This is a genomic window from Halochromatium glycolicum (assembly GCF_016584085.1).
Lineage (GTDB): Bacteria > Pseudomonadota > Gammaproteobacteria > Chromatiales > Chromatiaceae > Lamprobacter > Lamprobacter glycolicus.
This window is the reverse complement of record NZ_NRSJ01000004.1, coordinates 70,184-88,050: the sequence shown is the minus strand read 5'-3', so window position 1 is coordinate 88,050 and position 17,867 is coordinate 70,184. Positions and strand designations below refer to the sequence as shown.

General features: G+C 65.7%; 16 protein-coding genes. 6 read left to right on the top strand and 10 right to left on the bottom strand.

The genetic code is table 11. The annotated features are described in order from the left end of the window. Window positions 1-225 precede the first annotated feature (225 nt). Entirely contained in the window at window positions 226-711 is a 486-nt protein-coding gene (locus CKO40_RS03570) for a DUF2919 family protein (protein WP_200344799.1), read from the top strand. 317 nt (window positions 712-1,028) lie between these two features. On the opposite strand, the gene CKO40_RS24810 is transcribed toward CKO40_RS03570, so the two are convergent. The 6 genes from CKO40_RS24810 to CKO40_RS03540 all read right to left on the bottom strand — a co-directional run bounded on the left by CKO40_RS24810 (window position 1,029) and on the right by CKO40_RS03540 (window position 6,905). After that, entirely contained in the window at window positions 1,029-1,328 is a 300-nt protein-coding gene (locus tag CKO40_RS24810; RefSeq protein ID WP_338074109.1) for a type I restriction enzyme endonuclease domain-containing protein, read from the bottom strand. A gap of 100 nt (window positions 1,329-1,428) precedes the next feature. Beyond that, on the bottom strand, window positions 1,429-1,629 hold the full coding sequence (locus CKO40_RS03560) for a hypothetical protein (protein ID WP_200344797.1): 201 nt from the start codon (window positions 1,627-1,629) through the stop codon (window positions 1,429-1,431). Continuing rightward, window positions 1,626-2,834: an ATP-binding protein gene (locus CKO40_RS03555; protein WP_200344796.1), complete on the bottom strand. Its 1,209-nt coding sequence runs from the start codon at window positions 2,832-2,834 to the stop codon at window positions 1,626-1,628. Before CKO40_RS03555 ends, CKO40_RS03560 begins: the two co-directional genes overlap by 4 nt. 189 nt (window positions 2,835-3,023) lie before the next feature. Next, on the bottom strand, window positions 3,024-4,484 hold the full coding sequence (locus tag CKO40_RS03550; RefSeq protein ID WP_200344789.1) for a nickel-dependent hydrogenase large subunit: 1,461 nt from the start codon (window positions 4,482-4,484) through the stop codon (window positions 3,024-3,026). 13 nt (window positions 4,485-4,497) lie between these two features. After that, the gene (locus CKO40_RS03545) at window positions 4,498-5,493 is read right to left on the bottom strand and encodes an NADH-quinone oxidoreductase subunit B family protein (RefSeq protein ID WP_200344787.1); all 996 of its coding nucleotides are present in this window, start codon (window positions 5,491-5,493) and stop codon (window positions 4,498-4,500) included. Next, window positions 5,490-6,905 (bottom strand): sensor histidine kinase, encoded by a 1,416-nt coding sequence (locus CKO40_RS03540; RefSeq protein ID WP_200344785.1) that lies wholly within the window; start codon window positions 6,903-6,905, stop codon window positions 5,490-5,492. The genes CKO40_RS03545 and CKO40_RS03540 overlap by 4 nt, the downstream gene beginning before the upstream one ends. A gap of 351 nt (window positions 6,906-7,256) precedes the next feature. Between CKO40_RS03540 and CKO40_RS03535 the strand changes: the two genes are divergently transcribed. The 3 genes from CKO40_RS03535 to soxX all read left to right on the top strand — a co-directional run bounded on the left by CKO40_RS03535 (window position 7,257) and on the right by soxX (window position 9,617). Then, the gene (locus CKO40_RS03535) at window positions 7,257-7,652 is read left to right on the top strand and encodes a DUF3253 domain-containing protein (protein ID WP_242476786.1); all 396 of its coding nucleotides are present in this window, start codon (window positions 7,257-7,259) and stop codon (window positions 7,650-7,652) included. Window positions 7,653-8,014: 362 nt separating this feature from the next. Beyond that, a complete protein-coding gene (soxA, locus tag CKO40_RS03530) occupies window positions 8,015-8,860 on the top strand; it encodes a sulfur oxidation c-type cytochrome SoxA (protein WP_420827356.1) in 846 nt (281 codons plus the stop codon). A 28-nt stretch (window positions 8,861-8,888) separates the two neighbouring features. Further along, window positions 8,889-9,617 carry a sulfur oxidation c-type cytochrome SoxX gene (soxX, locus tag CKO40_RS03525; RefSeq protein WP_200344783.1) on the top strand — a complete coding sequence of 243 codons (729 nt, stop codon included), beginning with the start codon at window positions 8,889-8,891 and terminating at the stop codon, window positions 9,615-9,617. Between the two features lie 325 nt (window positions 9,618-9,942). On the opposite strand, the gene CKO40_RS03520 is transcribed toward soxX, so the two are convergent. From CKO40_RS03520 to CKO40_RS03510, 3 genes are all read right to left on the bottom strand, one after another. Continuing rightward, on the bottom strand, window positions 9,943-13,053 hold the full coding sequence (locus tag CKO40_RS03520) for an efflux RND transporter permease subunit (protein WP_200344781.1): 3,111 nt from the start codon (window positions 13,051-13,053) through the stop codon (window positions 9,943-9,945). Then, complete coding sequence (locus tag CKO40_RS03515; RefSeq protein ID WP_200344780.1) at window positions 13,050-14,387, bottom strand: efflux RND transporter periplasmic adaptor subunit; 1,338 nt, start codon at window positions 14,385-14,387, stop codon at window positions 13,050-13,052. The genes CKO40_RS03520 and CKO40_RS03515 overlap by 4 nt, the downstream gene beginning before the upstream one ends. 122 nt (window positions 14,388-14,509) lie before the next feature. Continuing rightward, window positions 14,510-14,875: a DUF2795 domain-containing protein gene (locus tag CKO40_RS03510; RefSeq protein WP_200344778.1), complete on the bottom strand. Its 366-nt coding sequence runs from the start codon at window positions 14,873-14,875 to the stop codon at window positions 14,510-14,512. Window positions 14,876-15,044: 169 nt separating this feature from the next. On the opposite strand from CKO40_RS03510, the gene CKO40_RS03505 reads away from it, so the two are divergent. Both CKO40_RS03505 and CKO40_RS03500 read left to right on the top strand, forming a co-directional pair. Continuing rightward, window positions 15,045-16,490 (top strand): GH1 family beta-glucosidase, encoded by a 1,446-nt coding sequence (locus CKO40_RS03505; protein ID WP_200344776.1) that lies wholly within the window; start codon window positions 15,045-15,047, stop codon window positions 16,488-16,490. Beyond that, the gene (locus tag CKO40_RS03500; protein ID WP_200344774.1) at window positions 16,487-17,389 is read left to right on the top strand and encodes a glycosyltransferase; all 903 of its coding nucleotides are present in this window, start codon (window positions 16,487-16,489) and stop codon (window positions 17,387-17,389) included. The genes CKO40_RS03505 and CKO40_RS03500 overlap by 4 nt, the downstream gene beginning before the upstream one ends. A 39-nt stretch (window positions 17,390-17,428) precedes the next feature. Here the strand turns inward: CKO40_RS03500 and CKO40_RS03495 are convergent, their stop codons facing one another. After that, entirely contained in the window at window positions 17,429-17,662 is a 234-nt protein-coding gene (locus CKO40_RS03495; protein ID WP_200344772.1) for an ATP-binding protein, read from the bottom strand. Between the last annotated feature and the right edge of the window lie 205 nt (window positions 17,663-17,867).

Below are 17,867 nucleotides of genomic sequence, written 5' to 3'. Positions count from 1 at the left end.
ACTTTCTTTGCAGTTGTACCCAGAGTGAAAACTTACTTTGCAGTTCCTTTCCCGAGTGGCGGAGTCCAGTCAACAGCAAGCAGCACATGTCCAAAGATCGCATTGATCTCGATAGCGCTATCGTGAAACGAGCGCTTGATCGTCCGGAGACTGGGGATGCGCTATTGAAGCCGGCGCACATGTTTTCTGAATGAGAATCAGCTCCCGCGGAAGGATTGCTCGACGATGGCCCTGAAGTACGCGCCGGAACGCTACGACGACCACCTCTGCTTGAAGGTGCCAGTCACGCTCTGGCTCTGCCTGGTGTTCCTGGTTCGCCATCTGCTGCTGCTCGGGATCACCTTCCTGCCCACTACCGGAGAGGAGATCACAGTGTTGCGCGAGCTGATCCGCCCTGAATATCTGCTCGCCGATCTCATCGCGCTGCCAGTACTCATCGCTGGCTTTCGCCGCCGTCCGCGGTCTCCGCGTTGGATGCCGCGGTTGTGGCGCCTTGGGCGCGGGCTGCTATTGGCCTCGGCCGGGCTCTATCTGTTGTTGCTCGGGGCCTACCTCTTGGCCTCGGCGCGCCCACTCACCGCGACACTGAACGAGGCATCCCTGATCTCCCTGCTGCTCAACCTGGCCATCATCGCCTATCTCCTCCGCAGCCCACTGCTTCGGGACCTGTTTGCGCAATGGCCCGCTGAGCCGTCTCGCGGCCTGTCGTAGGCCATTTTCAAGCTCGGGCGTGATCTGACGAAGAATCCGTTGCGGTCGACGCTCACCTTCATCGTCGCTCGCGATCGGCGCCGCCGCGGCGATTACCGCTGGAGCCGCGATCTCCCCGATGCCGAAGGACAAGGCACCGGTCACTTCCGCAACCAGGCCTGCAGCCGCGCGAGTTCGAGAGGTCAAGGTTCGCGCCGATGGCGGGATGGAGGTGCTGATGGCAAAAGGCTTCGCATTAGGCCGACGCGTCCACACCCGTGCGACACCACTGCTGCTCAGGCTCGGCGGGGGCAGCGTGGACGTCATGGTGACTCGGGCTACAACGCCGAGTTCTCGGTCGACAGCTCAGCTTGTCGCAACACGAGCTGAGTCGCACCCTCCGCGAGGTCCGGCGGGTAGCCGTGCCTGGCCAGCAGCCGCCGCACACTGCGGCGCAGGCTTGCCCGCACCGACTCGCGCTGGGTCCAGTCGAGCTTGGGCATCTTCTTGACCATCTCGGTCAGTTCACGGGCCATGAGTCGAAGCGTATCGCTCTGCATCGCCTCGCGGGCCGATTCGTTCTCCGCCAGTGCGTCGGCGCGCGCGTCCGCCGCGGGCCTCGCCGCTCTTCGGGTCACGGTATTCGACCTCGACGCCATCGGTGAGCAGCGCATGGAACCACCGGTTGTTCTGGATCAGCGTCGGGTGCGGCGGCCGCGACAGGATGCGCACCACCTCCTAGACGGTGTCGTGCGGCAGATCCGGGTTAAGGCGATGCAGTGCCGAACCAAGGCGGCCCTTCAGCACAACCTCGCTCGCATCGCCGCGTTCGTCCGCGTCGTCGATCTCGACGCCGCGCTTGGTGGCAGCGCCGATCGCTGCGAGATGGATGGCCGCGACATCCTCGACGAGCTCCTCGGTCGGCTGCGAAGGGCTCATGGCTGCAACCATTCCATCACCGGGCGCGACAAGAACGCTTCCAGCTCGATCCCGTCTCCGCCGACCAGCAGGGTGCGATCGGGCGCGAACGCCTCGACGAAGGCAGCCATGCCGGGCAGGGCGTCGCGCCGGCGGCCGCTCTTCACCTCGATTGCCAACAGACGCTTGCCGTCGCGAACCACGAAGTCAACTTCCCGATTCTTTTCGCGCCAGTAGAACAACTCGCACTCGCCGCGCTGGGCGGCGTTGGCCAAGTGCGCGCCGACCGCCGATTCCACCAACCGGCCATAGAAGGACTGGTCGGCTCGGGCCTCTTCGGGAGACAGTCCTTCCACTGCGGTCATCAGGGCGTTGTTCAGAACTTGCAGCTTGGGACTGGACGCGCGCTGGCGCACGGCCTGGCCGGCAAACTTTTGCAGGCCGGTTAGCATCCCCGCCGCCGCCAGCAGATTGAGATAGTGGGCCAGCGTGGTCGTGTTACCGGCATCCTGCAACTGGCCGAGCATCTTGGTGTAGGACAGGGCCTGTCCGGAGTATCTGCAACCCAGCTCAAACAGACGACGCAGCAGTGCCGGCTTGTCCACGCGGGTCAGCAGCAGCACGTCACGCGAGATGCTGGTTTCCACAAGCGAATCCAGCACGTAGCGCCGCCAGCGTACGGGTTCCGCAACCAGTGGCGCGGCACCAGGATAACCGCCGAAATACAGATAGTCCTCAAGCGAGAAATCAAAGGCCGCACGCATTTCGTCTAACGACCAGTGCGGCAGATGCAAGGTCTCGAAGCGGCCGGCAAGGCTCTCGGTAAGCCCGCGCTCGATCAGCAAGGGCGACGAGCCCAGCAGCACCACCTGCAATGGCCGACGGCGTCGCGTATCCTCGTCCCACAGGCGCTTGACGGATTCCGACCACTGCTCGACCTTTTGCACCTCGTCGATCACCAGCAACCCGCCATCGGCGCCGGTTTCCAACCGCGCCGCCTCCCACTGCTGCCGCAGCCAAGTACCATCGCGAAGCGTCGGCTCATCGGCACTGACAAAGCGGACCGGGCGCTGTAACTTCTCGGTCACCTGCTGCACCAGCGTGGTCTTGCCGACCTGGCGAGCACCGGTCACCACCTGCAAATGATGCCGAGGCTCTGCCAACCTTCGGGCCAGTTCGGCTGCCTGGGGGCGTTGGTAGTCGTTCTCTTTTTTTACGCTATCCATTGAGTAATTTTACTCAATAGAAAGAGTAGAGCAAGCGACGGTCAAGCGACCGCCTCCAGCAGTGCATACCGAAAATGGCAAAAACTCTGTGATCGATTGCGCTCCGGCTTCTCGACTAGCAGCTCGAGATGCCCCGTGCTAGACGCGGTTTAAACGGCCATCCTAACGATTCACCGTGCGTTCCCCCAGTCAGTGCACCGTGCAGGCCATGCACGGATCGAACGAGCGCACGATGTGCTGGGCCGCAATCGCGGTGTGCTCGCCTGGGCGGACCGGCGCGCCGACCAGGGCCTGCTCGAGCGGTCCCGGTGTGTCCTGCGCGTCGCGCGGCGAGAAGTTCCAGGTCGTCGGGGCGATGATCTGATAGTTCAGAAGGCGACCGTGGCGGACTTGGAGCCAATGGCCGAGACTGCCGCGAGCGGCCTCGGTCAGCCCAACCCCCTCGCCTTCGGCCGGCAGTTCGGTCGGTTCGCAGAACGGCCGACCGGGCTCAAGCTCCCGCACCCAGGACTCCATCGCGATCAGCAGCCGGGCACTCTCGAGCAACCGTGCCAACACGCGGTTGTGCACATTGGTGCCGTCGCGGGTCACGAGGTCGCGGATGATCGGCTGACCGTCGATCTGCTGGCGGGCCACTGCGCCGACCTCGACCGGCTGACCGGCCAGACGCGGCGCCTTACACCAACTGTAGGCACCAGGCTTGTCCGCGTCCGGCGTGGTCACGCCGCGGCTCGGGTGCAATGGCTCGCCGCCGCGCATCCAGCTCGCGCTCAGGTCTTCGCTGACCTGCGTCAGGTCGAGCGCGCGGACTTGCCCGTCAGACCAGAGTCCGGCGCGAAAACCGGCGGCGCCAGTTGCATCGCGCGCGCGCCGGAAACTCCCGACACTCATCAGGCGGCCGGGCCCGGGTCCGAGCCGATCCAGCCCCAGCGCGTCCGAGACCGCCAGAAACCGCCGCAGATCGCCCTGCTCGACCGGTGCCGATCGGGCCCATGCGGCGAGCTCGCGCTCACCCTCCAGCGCGACCACGGCCTCCAGGCGGTCGCCGAAGGTCTGCTGCTCGAGGAAGTCCCGCACGGTGGCGAGGATCGTGATCAATCGCAGCCGCTCCTGCGGCTGCAGCGGCTTGGTCGACCCGCCCGGTTGCAGGCTGAGGCTGTGCGGCCATTTGCCGGCGAGCGTTCCCATCAGCTGGAGCAGCTCGGCGCGGGCGCGGATCAGCGCGCGCGACGCAGTGCCGGTTAGTGCCCGGAAGCGGCGCTCGATCATGGGGTGCCAGGGCTCGCCGGCATAGACTGGCCGAGCGAAATCCGGCATGAAGAACAGGTAGAAGTGGCTCAGGTGATCGGCCAGGTTCTCGCAGGCGAGCACCAGATCGGTCGCCAGTGCGCCGTTGCGAGGCATCGGCACGTCCCCGAGATCGGCCAATGCCCGCGCCGCCGCGACGGACTGACTCACCGAGCAGATGCCGCAGACACGCGGCACGATCACCAATGCATCCAGGGGCTCCTTGCCATGGAGGATCTGCTCGAAGCCGCGATACAGCGGCGATCGCACGCGCGCCGATGCAACCCTGCCATCGGCGATCTCGAGTCGCACCTCGAGATCCCCTTCGACGCGATTGAACGGGCCAAGGACGAGCGTCTTCACGGGCAGTAACCGATCACCGGCCCTTGGGCTTTTGGATGCTCGGGGCGATGGCGATATGATCGGACACCGCGTTCTGGCGCAGACGCTCCGGCGTCGCCGCCTTGCTCAGTGACGCGAGGGCGATGAACCACGCACGCGGCATGTCGGTTGGCAACCCGACCGGGATGCCGGCGATGTGGGGCGTGCGCTGGAATGCGTGACCGGGCTCCTCGAACTCGGGGGCGGTGCAGTTGATGCAGGCATACCCGCCGCGGGTGCAGCTCCCGTTTCCGTTCCAGAGGCGGATGTTGCAGTCGGCATGCGCCTGGGTACCGAGACAGCCGAGGTGCTCCATCAGACAACCAAGGTCAGAGGGCTGCTCGGCGCTGGCCTTGAACTCGTAGAACTCGTTGCGCGGACAGCCGTGATGGACGAGCTGATTCGAGAGCATCTTCGGCCGAGCGAGCGCATCGAGCTGGCCCGCATCGAGCTCGCCGAGCGCGATCGCGCTGAGGGTATCCGTCACCCAGCTCGGGTGGGTCGGGCAACCGGCGACATTGATGACGGGAAGGCCGGCGGCGGACCGGTACTCGCTTCCGAGAAGCCCGCCGGCATGGGCGCCGTCGAATTGGAGCCCGCACGCCTCGGTCGGGTTCGGCCCGCCGGCCGTGATGCCGCCGAACGCGGCGCATGTGCCGATCGCCAGCGTGTAGCGCGAACGCGCCGCGAGCCGTTCGACCCAGTGGATCATCGGCGTCTCGGTGCCCGCGAGACAATGGAAGCGGCCGCTGCCGTTCGGACCGCGCAGCATCGCGCCTTCGATGCAGAGCAGATCCAGCCCCCGCGCCCCGGCCAGGATCGCCTCCAGCAGCTCCAGCACCTCGTCGGTGCTCGCCTCGCTCAGCGACGGATGCCACAGCAGCTCGATCCCGGCCGCGTCGAGACGCTGCAGCAGCTCCGGGGACTCGGCGCACAGCAGCGACATCGTGCAGCCGCCGCAACCGCCCGACTGCAGCCAGAGCAGGTTCATCGGCTCGGCCCCGACGCGCGGACCACGCCCGCGGCCGCCCTGCCATCTCCGCTCGCGCTGGGATCGAGTCGGTTCGTTTGCGGCAAGAACAGGCGCGCGATCGCCCCGCCCTCAGGATGGTTCTCAAGGCTGAGCTCGCCCCCGTGATCCTGGACGATGCGGTAGCTGATCGAGAGACCGAGTCCACTCCCCTGACCGACCGGCTTGGTCGTGAAGAACGGGTCCATCACCTTGAGCAGGTCCGCCGCGGCGATCCCGGGTCCGGTATCGCGCAGCGTCAACCAGATGCCGCGCTCGTCGCGGCCGGCGGCCACCTCGAGGCGGCCGGCTTCGCAGGCCTGCATCGCATCCATCGCATTCTGGACCAGGTTCATGATGACCTGATGGAGCTGGCCGGGATGGCCGGTCGCCATCAGTTCCTCGGGCAGCGCCAGCTCGGTGCCCAGGTCGCGCCGGCTTCCCTTGGTGACCCAGTGCAGCGCGGTGCGGATCACGTGCACGAGGTCGAACTCGCTGAACGCCCCCTGTTGTCCGGACGAAAACCGCTTCAGGTCGTGGACGATGTCGCGCACGCGCTCGGCGCCCTCGAGCGTGCCCTGGATCAGCGGCTCGAGATCGGCCAGCAACGATTCGATCCGCAGTTCCTCTTTCCGCGCGGCCAGCGCCGGCGTCGGTCCGCTTTGATCGACTGCCTCGCAATAGCGGAGCAGGCGCTCGCGGTAGCGGGCAAGCGCGTGCACATTGCCGTAGACGAAACTGATCGGGTTGTTGAGCTCATGAGCGACGCCGGCGACCAGCCGTCCAAGCGACGCCATCTTCTCGGCACCGATCAGCCGTGTCTGCGTCTGCTTGAGCTGGGTGTATGCGAACTCGAGCGACCGATAGGCCTCGCGCAGATCGCCGACCGGGCGGCCGATCAGCACCATGCCGACGAGCCGGCCGCGGTGGTCATAGCGGGAGGTGCAGTTCATCGCCAGCGGCGCGTCGTCGCCGTCGCGGCCGATCACCGCAACCTCGCAGTCGTGCACCACCTCATGACGAATCCGCGTGCCGAAACGCTCGGCCTCGGCGCGCGACATCGGCGCCATCAGCTCCAGGAAGGAGCGTCCGCGCAGCTCATCCTCGGTGCGCCCAACCAGCTCCTCGAGCGCCTGATTCACCTGTTGGATACGCCCGGCGACATCGCAGACGATGAGTACGTCCGTCATCGACGCGAGCACGCTGGCGATGAAGCCTTGGGCATCTTCCAGCGCGCTGTTCTTCTGCTCGAGCTCGACCTGATAGTGGACGAGATTCGCATAGGTCTCGTCCATCTTGCGGACGACCTCGATCCAGGCGCGATCCTCGGCCTCCGCTCCCGCGTCGTCCGCATCATCGCCGGCTTGGTGGTCTGTCTCAGTCGCTGTCGTCATCGTCATTCCGCCAACTCGCCGCCCTCGCACCGATCCTAACCGCACCGATCAACCCAGACCATTGACGTGACTCCGCAAAACCTGCACGCCGGGAGCGCGATCCCTTGAATCGCTTCCCCAAGCGTGAGGCCGATGCGCCGTCGGCCTCGAAGGCGCATGTCGAGCCGTGGAGACCTGCTGCGGGCCGATCCTCAAAGGCGATCCGATCTCGCTGACGCACTCGCGAAGCGCGCTAAGCGCCCTCAGGTTTCAGATAACAAACCCCTCGCCGACGATGGTCGAGGGAATGCCCCGTTTTGGTGTCCAGATGCCAATGCGGTCTGTCCGTTCCATCCTTGACCGAGGTGGGCTATGGCAATGATTCGCGTTCGACGCGTCTGCGCGGTGTGCGGTGCACCGATCACTTGGCAGCGCAAGTGGTCGCGCTCGCCATACCGGCTCAACTACTGCTCCGAGGGCTGCCGACAACGCGGGCTCAGCGACGAGGATCAGGCTATCGAGCGCACGATCCTTGAGCTGCTCGACGAGCGCGCCGTCGGCGCCTCGATCTGCCCGAGTGAGGTCGCCCGCGCACTGAGACCGGACGGCGACTGGCGGTCCCTGATGGAGCCGGTGCGTCAAGCCGCGCGCCGCCTGCAGCGCGCCGGACGCATCCAGGCCACCCAGCGCGGCCAACCGGTCGACCTGGGCACAGCGCGCGGTCCAATCCGGCTCCGGCTCAAGCCGCAAGCGGCGGTCCAGCTTTGAGCGCGATCCGGGAAGGCAGGCCCTCCGATGCCGGTGGTTCGGCCAGCGGGTTCTGAGCGAACGCCACGAATTCGCGTCCAGGAGCCGGAGCCGATCGGGGTAACTGCGAGGGAAACCGCCGTCCGCTGAGTCCGCGTCCTGACGCCATGCACTGCCCGCCGACCTTACAAGGACCGATCGGCGCTTCCTAGCCGCAACCGTGCTCAACGGTAGCGAACTGACGAAAATTTCGCTGCTTCGGGCGGCTTTTTTCTTCTCGTTCATCTGGCGTCGGACCTCATCTTCTCACCCGCTCGCGGCTTGTTGAGTCGCGAACGTGTTCCCCGAATAACAACGTCCAAGCTCGGAGGAGTGAGGTTTCGATGCGAATAAAGAATGCTGCACGCGCCGCGGGTATCGCGGCATTTCTATCAATGGCGTCGCATGCGGCTCAAGTGCAACCGCCTGAGGATGTGCTGGGCGAGCTGATCGAGCGCAACAGCTCAGATTACCTGACACAGAGTGAGCAGAACATCATGATGATGCCGGACAACCCGGCACTCTGGACCGCCGATGAAGGCAAAGACCTATTCTATGAAGAGCGCGGTCCGAACAACAAATCGCTCGAGACCTGCGACCTCGGCAAGGGGCCCGGCGTGGTTGAAGGCGTCTACGTCGAGCTGCCGCGCTATTTCGAGGACACCGGTCGTGTGATGGACCTCGAGAGCCGACTGGTCTACTGCATGACCAGCATTCAAGGCTTTTCGCCCGAAGATCCGGAGGTCAAGACCCGACACGGGTCGAGCTCCGACATGATGAAGCTGCAGACCTTTATCGCGAGCCGATCCAGCGGCCTGCCTTGGAATCCGCCGATGGATCACCCCCTCGAAAAGGCGATGCGCGACGCTGGCGAGGTGATGTTCTACCGTCGCGCCGGGACCTCAGATTTCAGCTGCGCGACCTGCCACACGAACACCAGCAAGCGGATCCGGGCATCGGTGCTGCCCAACATCAACGAGCCCCACGAATGGACGAAGGCGATCTCCTGGCCCGCCTTCCGCGTCGGTCAGCAGAACGTGCGCAGCAGCACCCACCGCATCCGCGGCTGCTATTGGCAGATGCGCCAGCCACAGATCATACCTGGCTCGGACGCGGCCATTGCGCTGATGTCGTACTGGACCGACGCCGCACGCGGCCAGCCGGCGATCCTGCCAGACAAGAAGCGCTGAGCAACGTGCCAATCGGAGGAATAGACCAATGACTCGAAATAGAAAGATGCCGCTGCTCGCACTCATCGCCGGCGCCTCACTCTGTGCGGCGCCGAGCCTGTTCGCCGCCGAGCGCCCATCGTCACCAGTGGCCGCCTACACCGCGATGAGTCCTGAGGAGCTGGCCGATTACCTGATCTTCGAGATGGAGGGGTTCGATCTCGACGCACCCACCCAAGAAGGGGGCACGGCCCGTGACCGACTCGAACAGGACCGCACCCAGAAGGTCTGCTCAGCGATCGCACGCAGCGGCGCAGCACTCGACCGCCCGACCGCGGCCAAGATCAGCGCCCTCGCTGAAGAATCGATCCAGCTGCCGGAAGGCGGTATCGCGCTCGGCGACTGGAAGAAGGGTGAGCAGATCGCCCGCTCTGGCTATGGCTATCGCATGGGTCATCGGATGGATGATCACTCAGGAGAGCCGCCTGGCGGCAACTGCTACGCCTGCCATCAGCTTGATCCGAACGAGACGGCGCATGGCACGGTCGGTCCCAGCCTAGCTGGCTACGGCAGACTTCGGGGTACCAGCGATGCGATGCTGAAGCACACCTATCAGATCATCTACAACGCTCATCTGTTCTTCCCCTGCACCACGATGCCGCGTTTCGGCCACAACGGCACGCTGACGCAGGAGCAGATCCGCGATGTGATGGCCTACCTGCTCGACCCGGAATCCCCGGTCAATCAGGAAACGGAGCAGACCGCGCAGGCCGACTGAGCGGACCAGCAGGGATCAGGTCCAGCCCCAACGCCAGCCCTTGCTCGGGCAAGGGCTGGCTGCGCCACCGTCAGTTGCCAACCAGTCCGAACAGCCGAGCCGCATTCCGGTAGGCGAGCCTCTCGGCTACTGATGGCGGAAGTTGGGCCAGCCAGGCGCCGATCGCGGCCGTAACCGCATCAAATCGCTGCCAACACGGCAGCCATTCAGCTCAATACAAACTGTCGTCTCAACAGAATAAGCATGTCCGTCGATGTCGCGTGCGAAACAACCTGTCCCGTCATGGGCGCCCTCGGTCCCGCCAGACGCGATGCAGGAGCAGCATTCAGCGGCCGGTGCGGGTGTCGATGAAGGCACCGAGCAGATGGAAATCGTCGAGAATCACATAGATCGCCGGTACCAGGAACAGCGCCGCGAGGGTCGCGCTGGCCAGGCCGAACGCGAGGCTGGCCGCGAGCGGGATCAGGATCTGCGCCTGCAGACTCTGCTCGAGCAGCAGCGGCGTCAGCCCGGCGACGGTGGTGATCGAGGTCAGCAGGATCGGCCGAAAACGCGCCCGCCCGGCCTGCCGCGCGGCGTCGATGGTCGCGGCGCCGGCGCGCTGCGCCTCGCGGATGAAGACCACGAGCAGGATCGAATCATTGACGACGACACCGAATAGCGACGCCATGCCGACGATGCTCGGCATGGTCAGATCGAGCCCCAGCGCTATGTGGCCGAAGATCACGCCGATCAACGCGGTTGGGATCACCAGCATCACCGTCACCGGCGCCAGATAGCCGCGGAACTGCAGCGCCAGCAGCATGTAGACGCCGATCATCCCGAGCAGCACGTTGCGCACGATCGACTGGCCGGTCTCGGCCGATTCGCTGGTCTCGCCTTCCATCTCGAAGCGCAGCGACGGATAACGCTCGAGCAGATCGGGGATGAATTCGCGCTGGGTCAGGGTCACCAGCTCGCGGGCATTGGCCTGGGCACGATCGACATCGCCCTCGATGCTGACCGCGCGCTGGCCGTCGACGCGATTGATCCGCGCCCAGCCGCGCACCTCGTCGATCTCGGCGACGATCGACAACGGCACCTGGGCCCCATCCGGCCCGGTCACGGTGAAGCGCTCGAGGTCCGATGGATCGGCCCGATCCTCGGGCTCGAGGCGCAGGTCGATCTCATAGATCGCGTCACCGAGCGCAAACTCGTCGATCTCGACGCCCTGGAAGGCGCCGCGCAGCTGATCGGCGACCATGCGCGCATCGATGCCGAGGGTGCCGGCATCCGGCTTCAACCGCAGGCGCAGCTCGCGCTTGCCGGGGCGCAGGTCGTCGCTCAGGTCCTGGACCCCGGCATAGCCGCCGAGGTAGTCCTGCAGCTCGCGCGAGGCGGCCTTGAGCTGCTCGAGATCGGGGCCGAGCAGGCGTAGATCGATGGCGCGACCGCCGGGGCCGATCGCCGGCTCGGTGTACTTGATCGAGATCACATCGGCCGGCTCACCGACCGCATCGCGCCAACGGTTGCGCACGGCATCGAGCGGCGCATCGCGCGTCTCGGCGTTGAGCAGATCGGCGACCACGCGTGCGACGTGCGCGCCGCTCTCGTAGGCGTCCGGATTCTCGCCGAACAGCACGGTCACGTTCTGCACCAGATCCTGCTGATCGGGTTGACGCGGCTTGAATTCGGCGTTGACCTCATCGAGCCCGGCGATGATCCGCTCGACCACCGCCTCGGTGCGCTCCAACGGGGTGCCTTGCGGGAGCAGCAGCCGCGCCTCGAGCACATCGCCGTCGAGTTCTGGGAAGCCGACGAACTTGAGCTTGCCACCGACCGGCATCGCGATCGCCAGAATGATCAGCATCAGCGCCAGGCCGAGCGTCAGATAGCGATAGTCGATGGCGCGGTCGAGCAGCGGCCCGAAGCGCCGCTCACGGAGCCGATCGAAGCCGCGTTCGAAGCGCTGACGCAAGCGCGACGGTTGGCGCCCGACCTGGTGCGCGAGGGCATGGCCGAGATGGTGCGGCAAGATCCAGAACGCTTCGACCAGGCTGACCGAGATCACCAGGATCAGCACGATCGGCATCACCCGCAGGATCTGGCCGATCTCGCCGCTGATGAACGCGAGCGAGCCGAACACCATCAGCGTGGTCGCGAACGACGACAGCACCCCCGGCAGCACCTCGCGCGCGCCATTGATCGCCGCATCGGCCGGGCCGTCACCCTTGGTCAGGCGCGCAGCGATGTTCTCGGCGATGACGATCGCATCATCCATCAGCAGCCCGACGCCGATCAGCAGCCCGACCATCGAGATCATGTTCAGCGTGATGCCGACCGCCGGCAGCACGAACAGCGCCCCGAGGAAGGCCACCGGCAGCCCCAGGGTCACCCAGAAGCTGTAGCGCCAGCCGAAGAACAGCCAGAGCACCAGGAACACCAGCAGCAGCCCCTGAGCGCCGTTGCGCATCAGCATATTGAGGCGGTCGGCGACGATCGAGGCGCGATCCTGGGTCAGGGTCAGCTGCACGCCCTCGGGGGCGACGGCGCGTTCGCTGGCGACGAAGGATTCGACCGCGGCCAGCACCTCGAGGATGTCCTGGTCACGGGTCTTGGCGACATCGAGGATTGCCGCGCGCTCGCCGTTGAAGCGGACCTGCGCCTCGGGGTCCTCGAAGCGGTTGCTGATGGTCGCGAGCTCGCCGAGCCGGATCGCGGCACCGCTCGCACCCGAGATCACCACCAGATCGCGCAGCTCGGCGACGCTCTGGCGCTCGTCGTCGAAGCGCAGCAGCAGCTCCTCCTGCGGTCCGTCGAGTCGCCCAGCCGGGGTGCTGATGCTGCGCCGGCCGACCGCATTGGCGATGTCCTCGGCCGAGAGATCGTATTGACGCAGCCGCCAGGCCGGGATCTCGATGCGCAGCTGATGATCCGAGAAGCCGTTGATGCCGACCTCGGCGACGCCGGACAATCGCTTCAATCGGTTCTTCAGGGTCTCGGCATAGGCCTTGAGCACGACCGGGTCTTCCGGGCCGGTCACCGCGATCGCGATCACCTGCTCGGTGCGACCAAGCTCGGTCACCACCGGCGGCTCGGCCTGATCGGGAAACTCATCGATGGCGTCGACATCGGATTTGACGTCATCGAGGAAGCGCATCATGTCGGCGCCCTCGCGCATCACCGCCACCGCGGTGCCGACGCCCTCACGCGCCTCGCAGCGGATCTCCTCGAGATCGGTGATGCCCTCGAGCGCCTCTTCCAGCCGTCGGCAGATCGCGTCCTCGACCTCGGCCGGGGTCGCACCGCGGTAGAGGACGCGGATCTGGACCTCATCGGGCTGGATCTCGGGGAAGGTCTCGCGCTGCAGACCGGGCAGCGAGACCAGGCCGAGGATCATGATCGCGGCCATCAGCAGATTGGCCGCGGTTGGATGACGGACGAACCAGGCGATCATCGGGCCTTGGCGGGGGCGGCCGAGGCATCCCGCTCGGCGAGCCGCTCGGCGGCCTGCGCGTCGCGCTCGGGCCGCAAGCGCATCCCGCTCACGGCCGGGATCAGATCGCTGAGCACGACCTGCTCGCCGGGCTCCAGTCCAGCGTCGATCGCGGCCACGTCATCCTGCGCGAACGCGATCTCGACCGGGCGGCGCTCGAGGCGCTGATCGGCATCGACGACGAAGACCATCCCGTCGCGCACAGCCGAGCGCGGGACCACGATCATCGGCCGCTGACTGTCAGCGTGCAGCTCGACCTGCACGAACATGCCCTTCGACAACGGCGGGCGCTGGCCCGGGATCACCTGCTCGAATGGCTGGTCGACCGCGACCACGACGCCCATGGTGCGGGTCTCGGGATCGATCGCGTCGTCGAAGCGCACGAACTCGGCCTGCCACTCGGCGATGTGATCACCGAGGTCGAGGCGCACCGTCGCCGCGAGCCCGAGCCGGCGCGGCAGCTCGGCGGTGAGGCGCGTCGGATCGAGGTCGACCGGCCCGCGCTCGACGAACAGCCGGCGCAGCGACGCCATCGGCACCTGCGCCTGGATCTCGACGCGATCGACCGAGTCGCCCTCGAACAGGGTCTGGCCGATGCCGACATACTGATCGGCCTCGATCGCGAGATTGGCGACGCGCAGATCGAAGGGCGCATTGATCCGGGTGCGCTCGAGATCGAGCTCGGCGCGCTCGACCTTCGATTGCAGGACCTCGCGCTGGGCCGGGATCAGCGTCAATCGATTGCGCAGATTCTGCACCGCGGTGCGCAGATTCAATGCGGTGCGCTCGGCCTGATCGACATCGCTCTGCGATGCGGTGCCGCGCTCGGACAGGGTGCGCAGGCGCTGCAGCTCCTCCTCGGCCAGGCGCAGGCCACGCTCCTCGATCGCCAACGAGGTCTCGGCGTTGGACTCTTCGACCGCGAGCTCGGCGAGCTGGGCTCGCGCCTCGGCCAACGCCAGCTCGTAATCGGCCGGGTCGATGCGCAGCAGCTCGGTGCCGGCCTTCAGGATCTCGCCATCGTGCAGCTGCGGGTGCATCGAGACCACCCGGCCCGCGACCTGGGCGACCGCGTCCCAGACCCGCGCCGGCTCCACTGGCCCATAGCCCACCGCCTTCGGCCTCAGCGCGATCTCGGTCGCCTCCAGCACCCGCACCGTGCGCGCTCGCTCGTCGCGCGCGGCGGTCTCGGGCGCCTCCTGGCTGCGGGCCATCCACACCAGCACCGCCGCCCCGAGCAGGATCGGAGGCAGGATCAACCAACGCCGCCAGCGCTGGCCCTTGGGATCAGACATAATGAGCAGCGTGTCGACGACCAGCCGATGTGTTGAGGGAACGCGGCCAATCGCCGCCTGGACAAGATCCGCATCAAGCGGCGATTCTATATCGGTCAGGACGGTGCAGACATCCTCAAAGCTCACGCCATGTTTGCGCAGGTTGGCTGCAGCCTTGATCCGGCTGCTGCCTGCCAGCCTAGATGTATATCGATGGCGTCATACGAAAACTGCAGCTTACCGCCGTCGGTCTTGTCGATCAGCCCGATCGCGCTCAGCTGCTGCGCGTCTTCATGCACTGCACTCAGGTTCAAGGCATTGCCGCAATGAGGGGCCCGTCTAGGTGACATGGTATCGAACCTAGTCTGCGGCATGTCACGGACCGCCTGGATGCCCTCGTCTCGGGCACCCTGCTGTTTGGCGTGCTCGGTGAGCTCGCTCTTCTTTGCCGGGAAGTGCATGCCGGAGAGGTGCTTGGTCATCTCGTTTGCCGGTGGATGTTGAGCCATCTTGTCACCTCCTCGCGAGGTTGAATGGGCGGGTGTCTCGCTGGTCCACCGCGCCGACGGCGCGGCGGTGGCCGGCTGAAAGGCCCCGCAGAACGGGTGAAATGCCGCTACCCTCGCCCCGCTTCTTGGAGTGAATCTTGCCGGGATACCGACACTCAGGAGTCCCGTGATGCGTGTGCAATTCCCCGACCGGTTGCTATGGGGAGCAGCAACCTCGGCCTATCAGATCGAAGGGGCGCCGACGGCGGATGGCAAGGTCGATTCGATCTGGGATCGCTTCACCGCCCGACGGGATCGAATCTCGGACGGTAGCGACGGTTCTGTGGCCTGCGAGCACTACCGCCGCTATCGCGAGGACATCGACCTGATGGCCGATCTCGGGTTGCAGTCGTATCGTTTCTCGATCGCTTGGCCGCGCGTGATGACTGATCCGGCAGGGCAGGTCAATGACCGCGGCCTCGATTTCTACGAGCGCTTGGTCGACGGCCTGCTCGCGCGCGGGATTCGCCCCTTCGCGACCCTCTATCATTGGGATCTGCCGTGGTTCGAGGAAAAGCGTGGCGGCTGGGAGCAGCGGGATACGGCCTGGCGCTTTGCTGAGTATGCCGAGGTGGTCGCGCACCGGCTGGGCGACCGCGTCCAGGACTGGGTGACGATCAACGAACCGCTGACGGTCACGGCCGCCGGCTATCTGGCCGGCCAGCATGCACCCGGGCGGCGCAACCTGGTGCGCGCGCTGCAGGCGGCGCATCACCTGCTGCTCGCCCATGGCGCCGCCCTCGAGCCGCTGCGCGCCCAGGTCTCCGAAGCAAGGGTCGGGCCGGCACTGAACCTGTTTCCGGTGCTCCCGCAGCGCCGGCGAGACATCTCGATCGCCGAGCGCCTCGATCGGTTGGCCAATCGGGTCTTCGCCGACCCGATCCTGCGTGGTCGCTACCCGCGCACGATCCGGCGCCTGCTGGGTCTCTTCAACCGCAGCATGAGACCCGAGGACTTGGCGCTGATCTCGCGGCCGATAGACTTCATCGGCGTCAACCACTACTCGCACATCGTCGTTAGGCGCGGTTGGCCGCCCGTCCTGGGGTTTCGTGTCGGCGCCCGCGAGGACCCCAAGGTCCGCTACACCGACATGGACTGGGAGATCTATCCGCAGAGCTTCCTGGCCACCCTGACCTGGCTGCGCGAACGCTATGGCAATCCGCCGATCTATGTGACCGAGAACGGCGCCGCCTTCGACGATCGGGTCGACGTCGACGGCGCGGTTCGGGACCCGGCGCGGCGTCGCTATCTGGCCGCCTACCTGGTCATGTTGCGCAAGGCCCTGGACGCGGGAAGCGATATCCGCGGCTATTTCGTCTGGAGCCTGCTTGACAATTTCGAGTGGGCATTCGGATTGTCGAAGCGCTTCGGGCTCGTCCACGTCGACTATGCGAGCCAGCGCCGTACCCCGAAGGCCAGTGCTCGTTGGTATGCCGAGATCTGCCGCACCGGCGGCTTCGACGTCAACGAGCGCTGGTTGCAAGATGTGTTGGACGGGACCGAGGATGCCGTCCATGACCTGATCGAGCCCGAGGATCTACACGAGCCCGAGGATCTGCAGGAGAACGCCAAATGAAGGCCAGCATTGTCATCCCGACCCTCAACGAGGTCGAGCTGCTGCCGGGGCTGCTCGATCGGTTGGCCGCTCAGACTTTCCGCGACTTCGAGGTGATCGTCGCCGATGCGGGCTCCAACGACGGCACCCGCGAGCTGGTGCGCGAACGCGGTCTGATCCTCTCGGACGGCGGACTGCCCGGCGTCGGGCGCAATCGTGGCGCGGCGATCGCTCGCGGCGACCTCCTCTTCTTCTTTGACGCCGATGTCCTGCCGCCGCCGGACTTTCTGGAGAAGGCGATCGCGGAGATGGAAGAAAAGGGCATCCGTCTGGCCACCTGCTGGTTCGACCCCGACTCGGATCATCCGCTGGACGCGCTGCTATTCGATTTGGCCAATCTCTACGTCAAGCTCAACCTGCGCACCGACCCCCACGCCGGCGGCTTTGCGATCTTCATCGAGCGTGCCCTCTTCGAGCAGATCGGCGGCTTCGATGAGAGCCTCAAGCTGGCCGAGGACCACGAGTTGGTCAAGCGTGCAGCGACCCAGGCGCCGCTCCACCTGCTGCGCTCGACGCGCATCCGCATAAACGTGCGCCGCCTGATCAAGGATGGCCGCTTCAACTATGCCGGCAAGTGTCTGCGCGTCGAGCTGTATCGTCTCTTCTACGGTGAGGCCACTGAGGCGATCGTCGACTACCAGTTCGGATACGACTCCGACCACCAGCACGGCCAGCAGGACCCCATTTTGACCAGGCTACGCCAGGGTCTCACGGATTGGAATCAGGACTATACCGATACCCTCGAGCGCTTATCGCAGGAGGTGAGGCAGACCACCGGCCTCCAGGAAGAGCAACTGCACAAGCTCCGCGAGCGTTTCGACGCGCTCAAGGAGAAGGTGCGCAGACAGCTCCTCGGCTAGAACGCAGGGAGCCTCCTCCTCGAATGCGCCTCAGCTGGCTCAAAGTCCGACAAGCTCGGCTTGAACACCTTCAGCCTTGACCTGCTCTAAGAGGCTCTGTGGGTCGACCTTGTCGGATCGATAAGCGACCAGCGTGAGGTGTGGTTTGTCCTCCGGATTATTGACGCTCACGACGCCCTCGATGTCGCGCAGTTGCGCTTCCACCGAAGCGCGGCGATCGGCGCGCAGGCTCTCGTCGATGTGGATCAGGACGTCGGCTAGCTGGATGTCCATGCTGATCTCCTCTCTGATGTCTTCGCGCGAATAGGTTCAAGCTGCGCTGATCGAGCAGCAAATGCCGTGCCCGGATGCGCCGCTTTAGGAATCCATCTTGCACGACTTCGAACATTAGGCCATGAGCCGCTGTTTGGCGGACTTCGTGCTGACGCACGCCTCTTCGGTATCCCGAGCCATGCGGCTGTGCGCGGGGACCTGGCGA

Excerpts from the sequence above, each read along its gene's own strand:
- CKO40_RS03535 (WP_242476786.1), top strand. The coding sequence starts at position 7,257 with ATGGCAATGATTCGCGTTCGACGCGTCTGCGCGGTGTGCGGTGCACCG.
- CKO40_RS03555 (WP_200344796.1), bottom strand. The coding sequence starts at position 2,834 with ATGGATAGCGTAAAAAAAGAGAACGACTACCAACGCCCCCAGGCAGCC.
- CKO40_RS03515 (WP_200344780.1), bottom strand. The coding sequence starts at position 14,387 with ATGTCTGATCCCAAGGGCCAGCGCTGGCGGCGTTGGTTGATCCTGCCT.
- CKO40_RS03545 (WP_200344787.1), bottom strand. The coding sequence starts at position 5,493 with ATGAACCTGCTCTGGCTGCAGTCGGGCGGTTGCGGCGGCTGCACGATG.
- CKO40_RS03505 (WP_200344776.1), top strand. The coding sequence starts at position 15,045 with ATGCGTGTGCAATTCCCCGACCGGTTGCTATGGGGAGCAGCAACCTCG.
- CKO40_RS03570 (WP_200344799.1), top strand. The coding sequence starts at position 226 with ATGGCCCTGAAGTACGCGCCGGAACGCTACGACGACCACCTCTGCTTG.
- CKO40_RS03495 (WP_200344772.1), bottom strand. The coding sequence starts at position 17,662 with ATGGACATCCAGCTAGCCGACGTCCTGATCCACATCGACGAGAGCCTG.
- CKO40_RS03540 (WP_200344785.1), bottom strand. The coding sequence starts at position 6,905 with ATGACGACAGCGACTGAGACAGACCACCAAGCCGGCGATGATGCGGAC.
- CKO40_RS03520 (WP_200344781.1), bottom strand. The coding sequence starts at position 13,053 with ATGATCGCCTGGTTCGTCCGTCATCCAACCGCGGCCAATCTGCTGATG.
- CKO40_RS03500 (WP_200344774.1), top strand. The coding sequence starts at position 16,487 with ATGAAGGCCAGCATTGTCATCCCGACCCTCAACGAGGTCGAGCTGCTG.
- CKO40_RS03510 (WP_200344778.1), bottom strand. The coding sequence starts at position 14,875 with ATGGCTCAACATCCACCGGCAAACGAGATGACCAAGCACCTCTCCGGC.
- soxA (WP_420827356.1), top strand. The coding sequence starts at position 8,015 with ATGCGAATAAAGAATGCTGCACGCGCCGCGGGTATCGCGGCATTTCTA.
- CKO40_RS03560 (WP_200344797.1), bottom strand. The coding sequence starts at position 1,629 with ATGAGCCCTTCGCAGCCGACCGAGGAGCTCGTCGAGGATGTCGCGGCC.
- soxX (WP_200344783.1), top strand. The coding sequence starts at position 8,889 with ATGACTCGAAATAGAAAGATGCCGCTGCTCGCACTCATCGCCGGCGCC.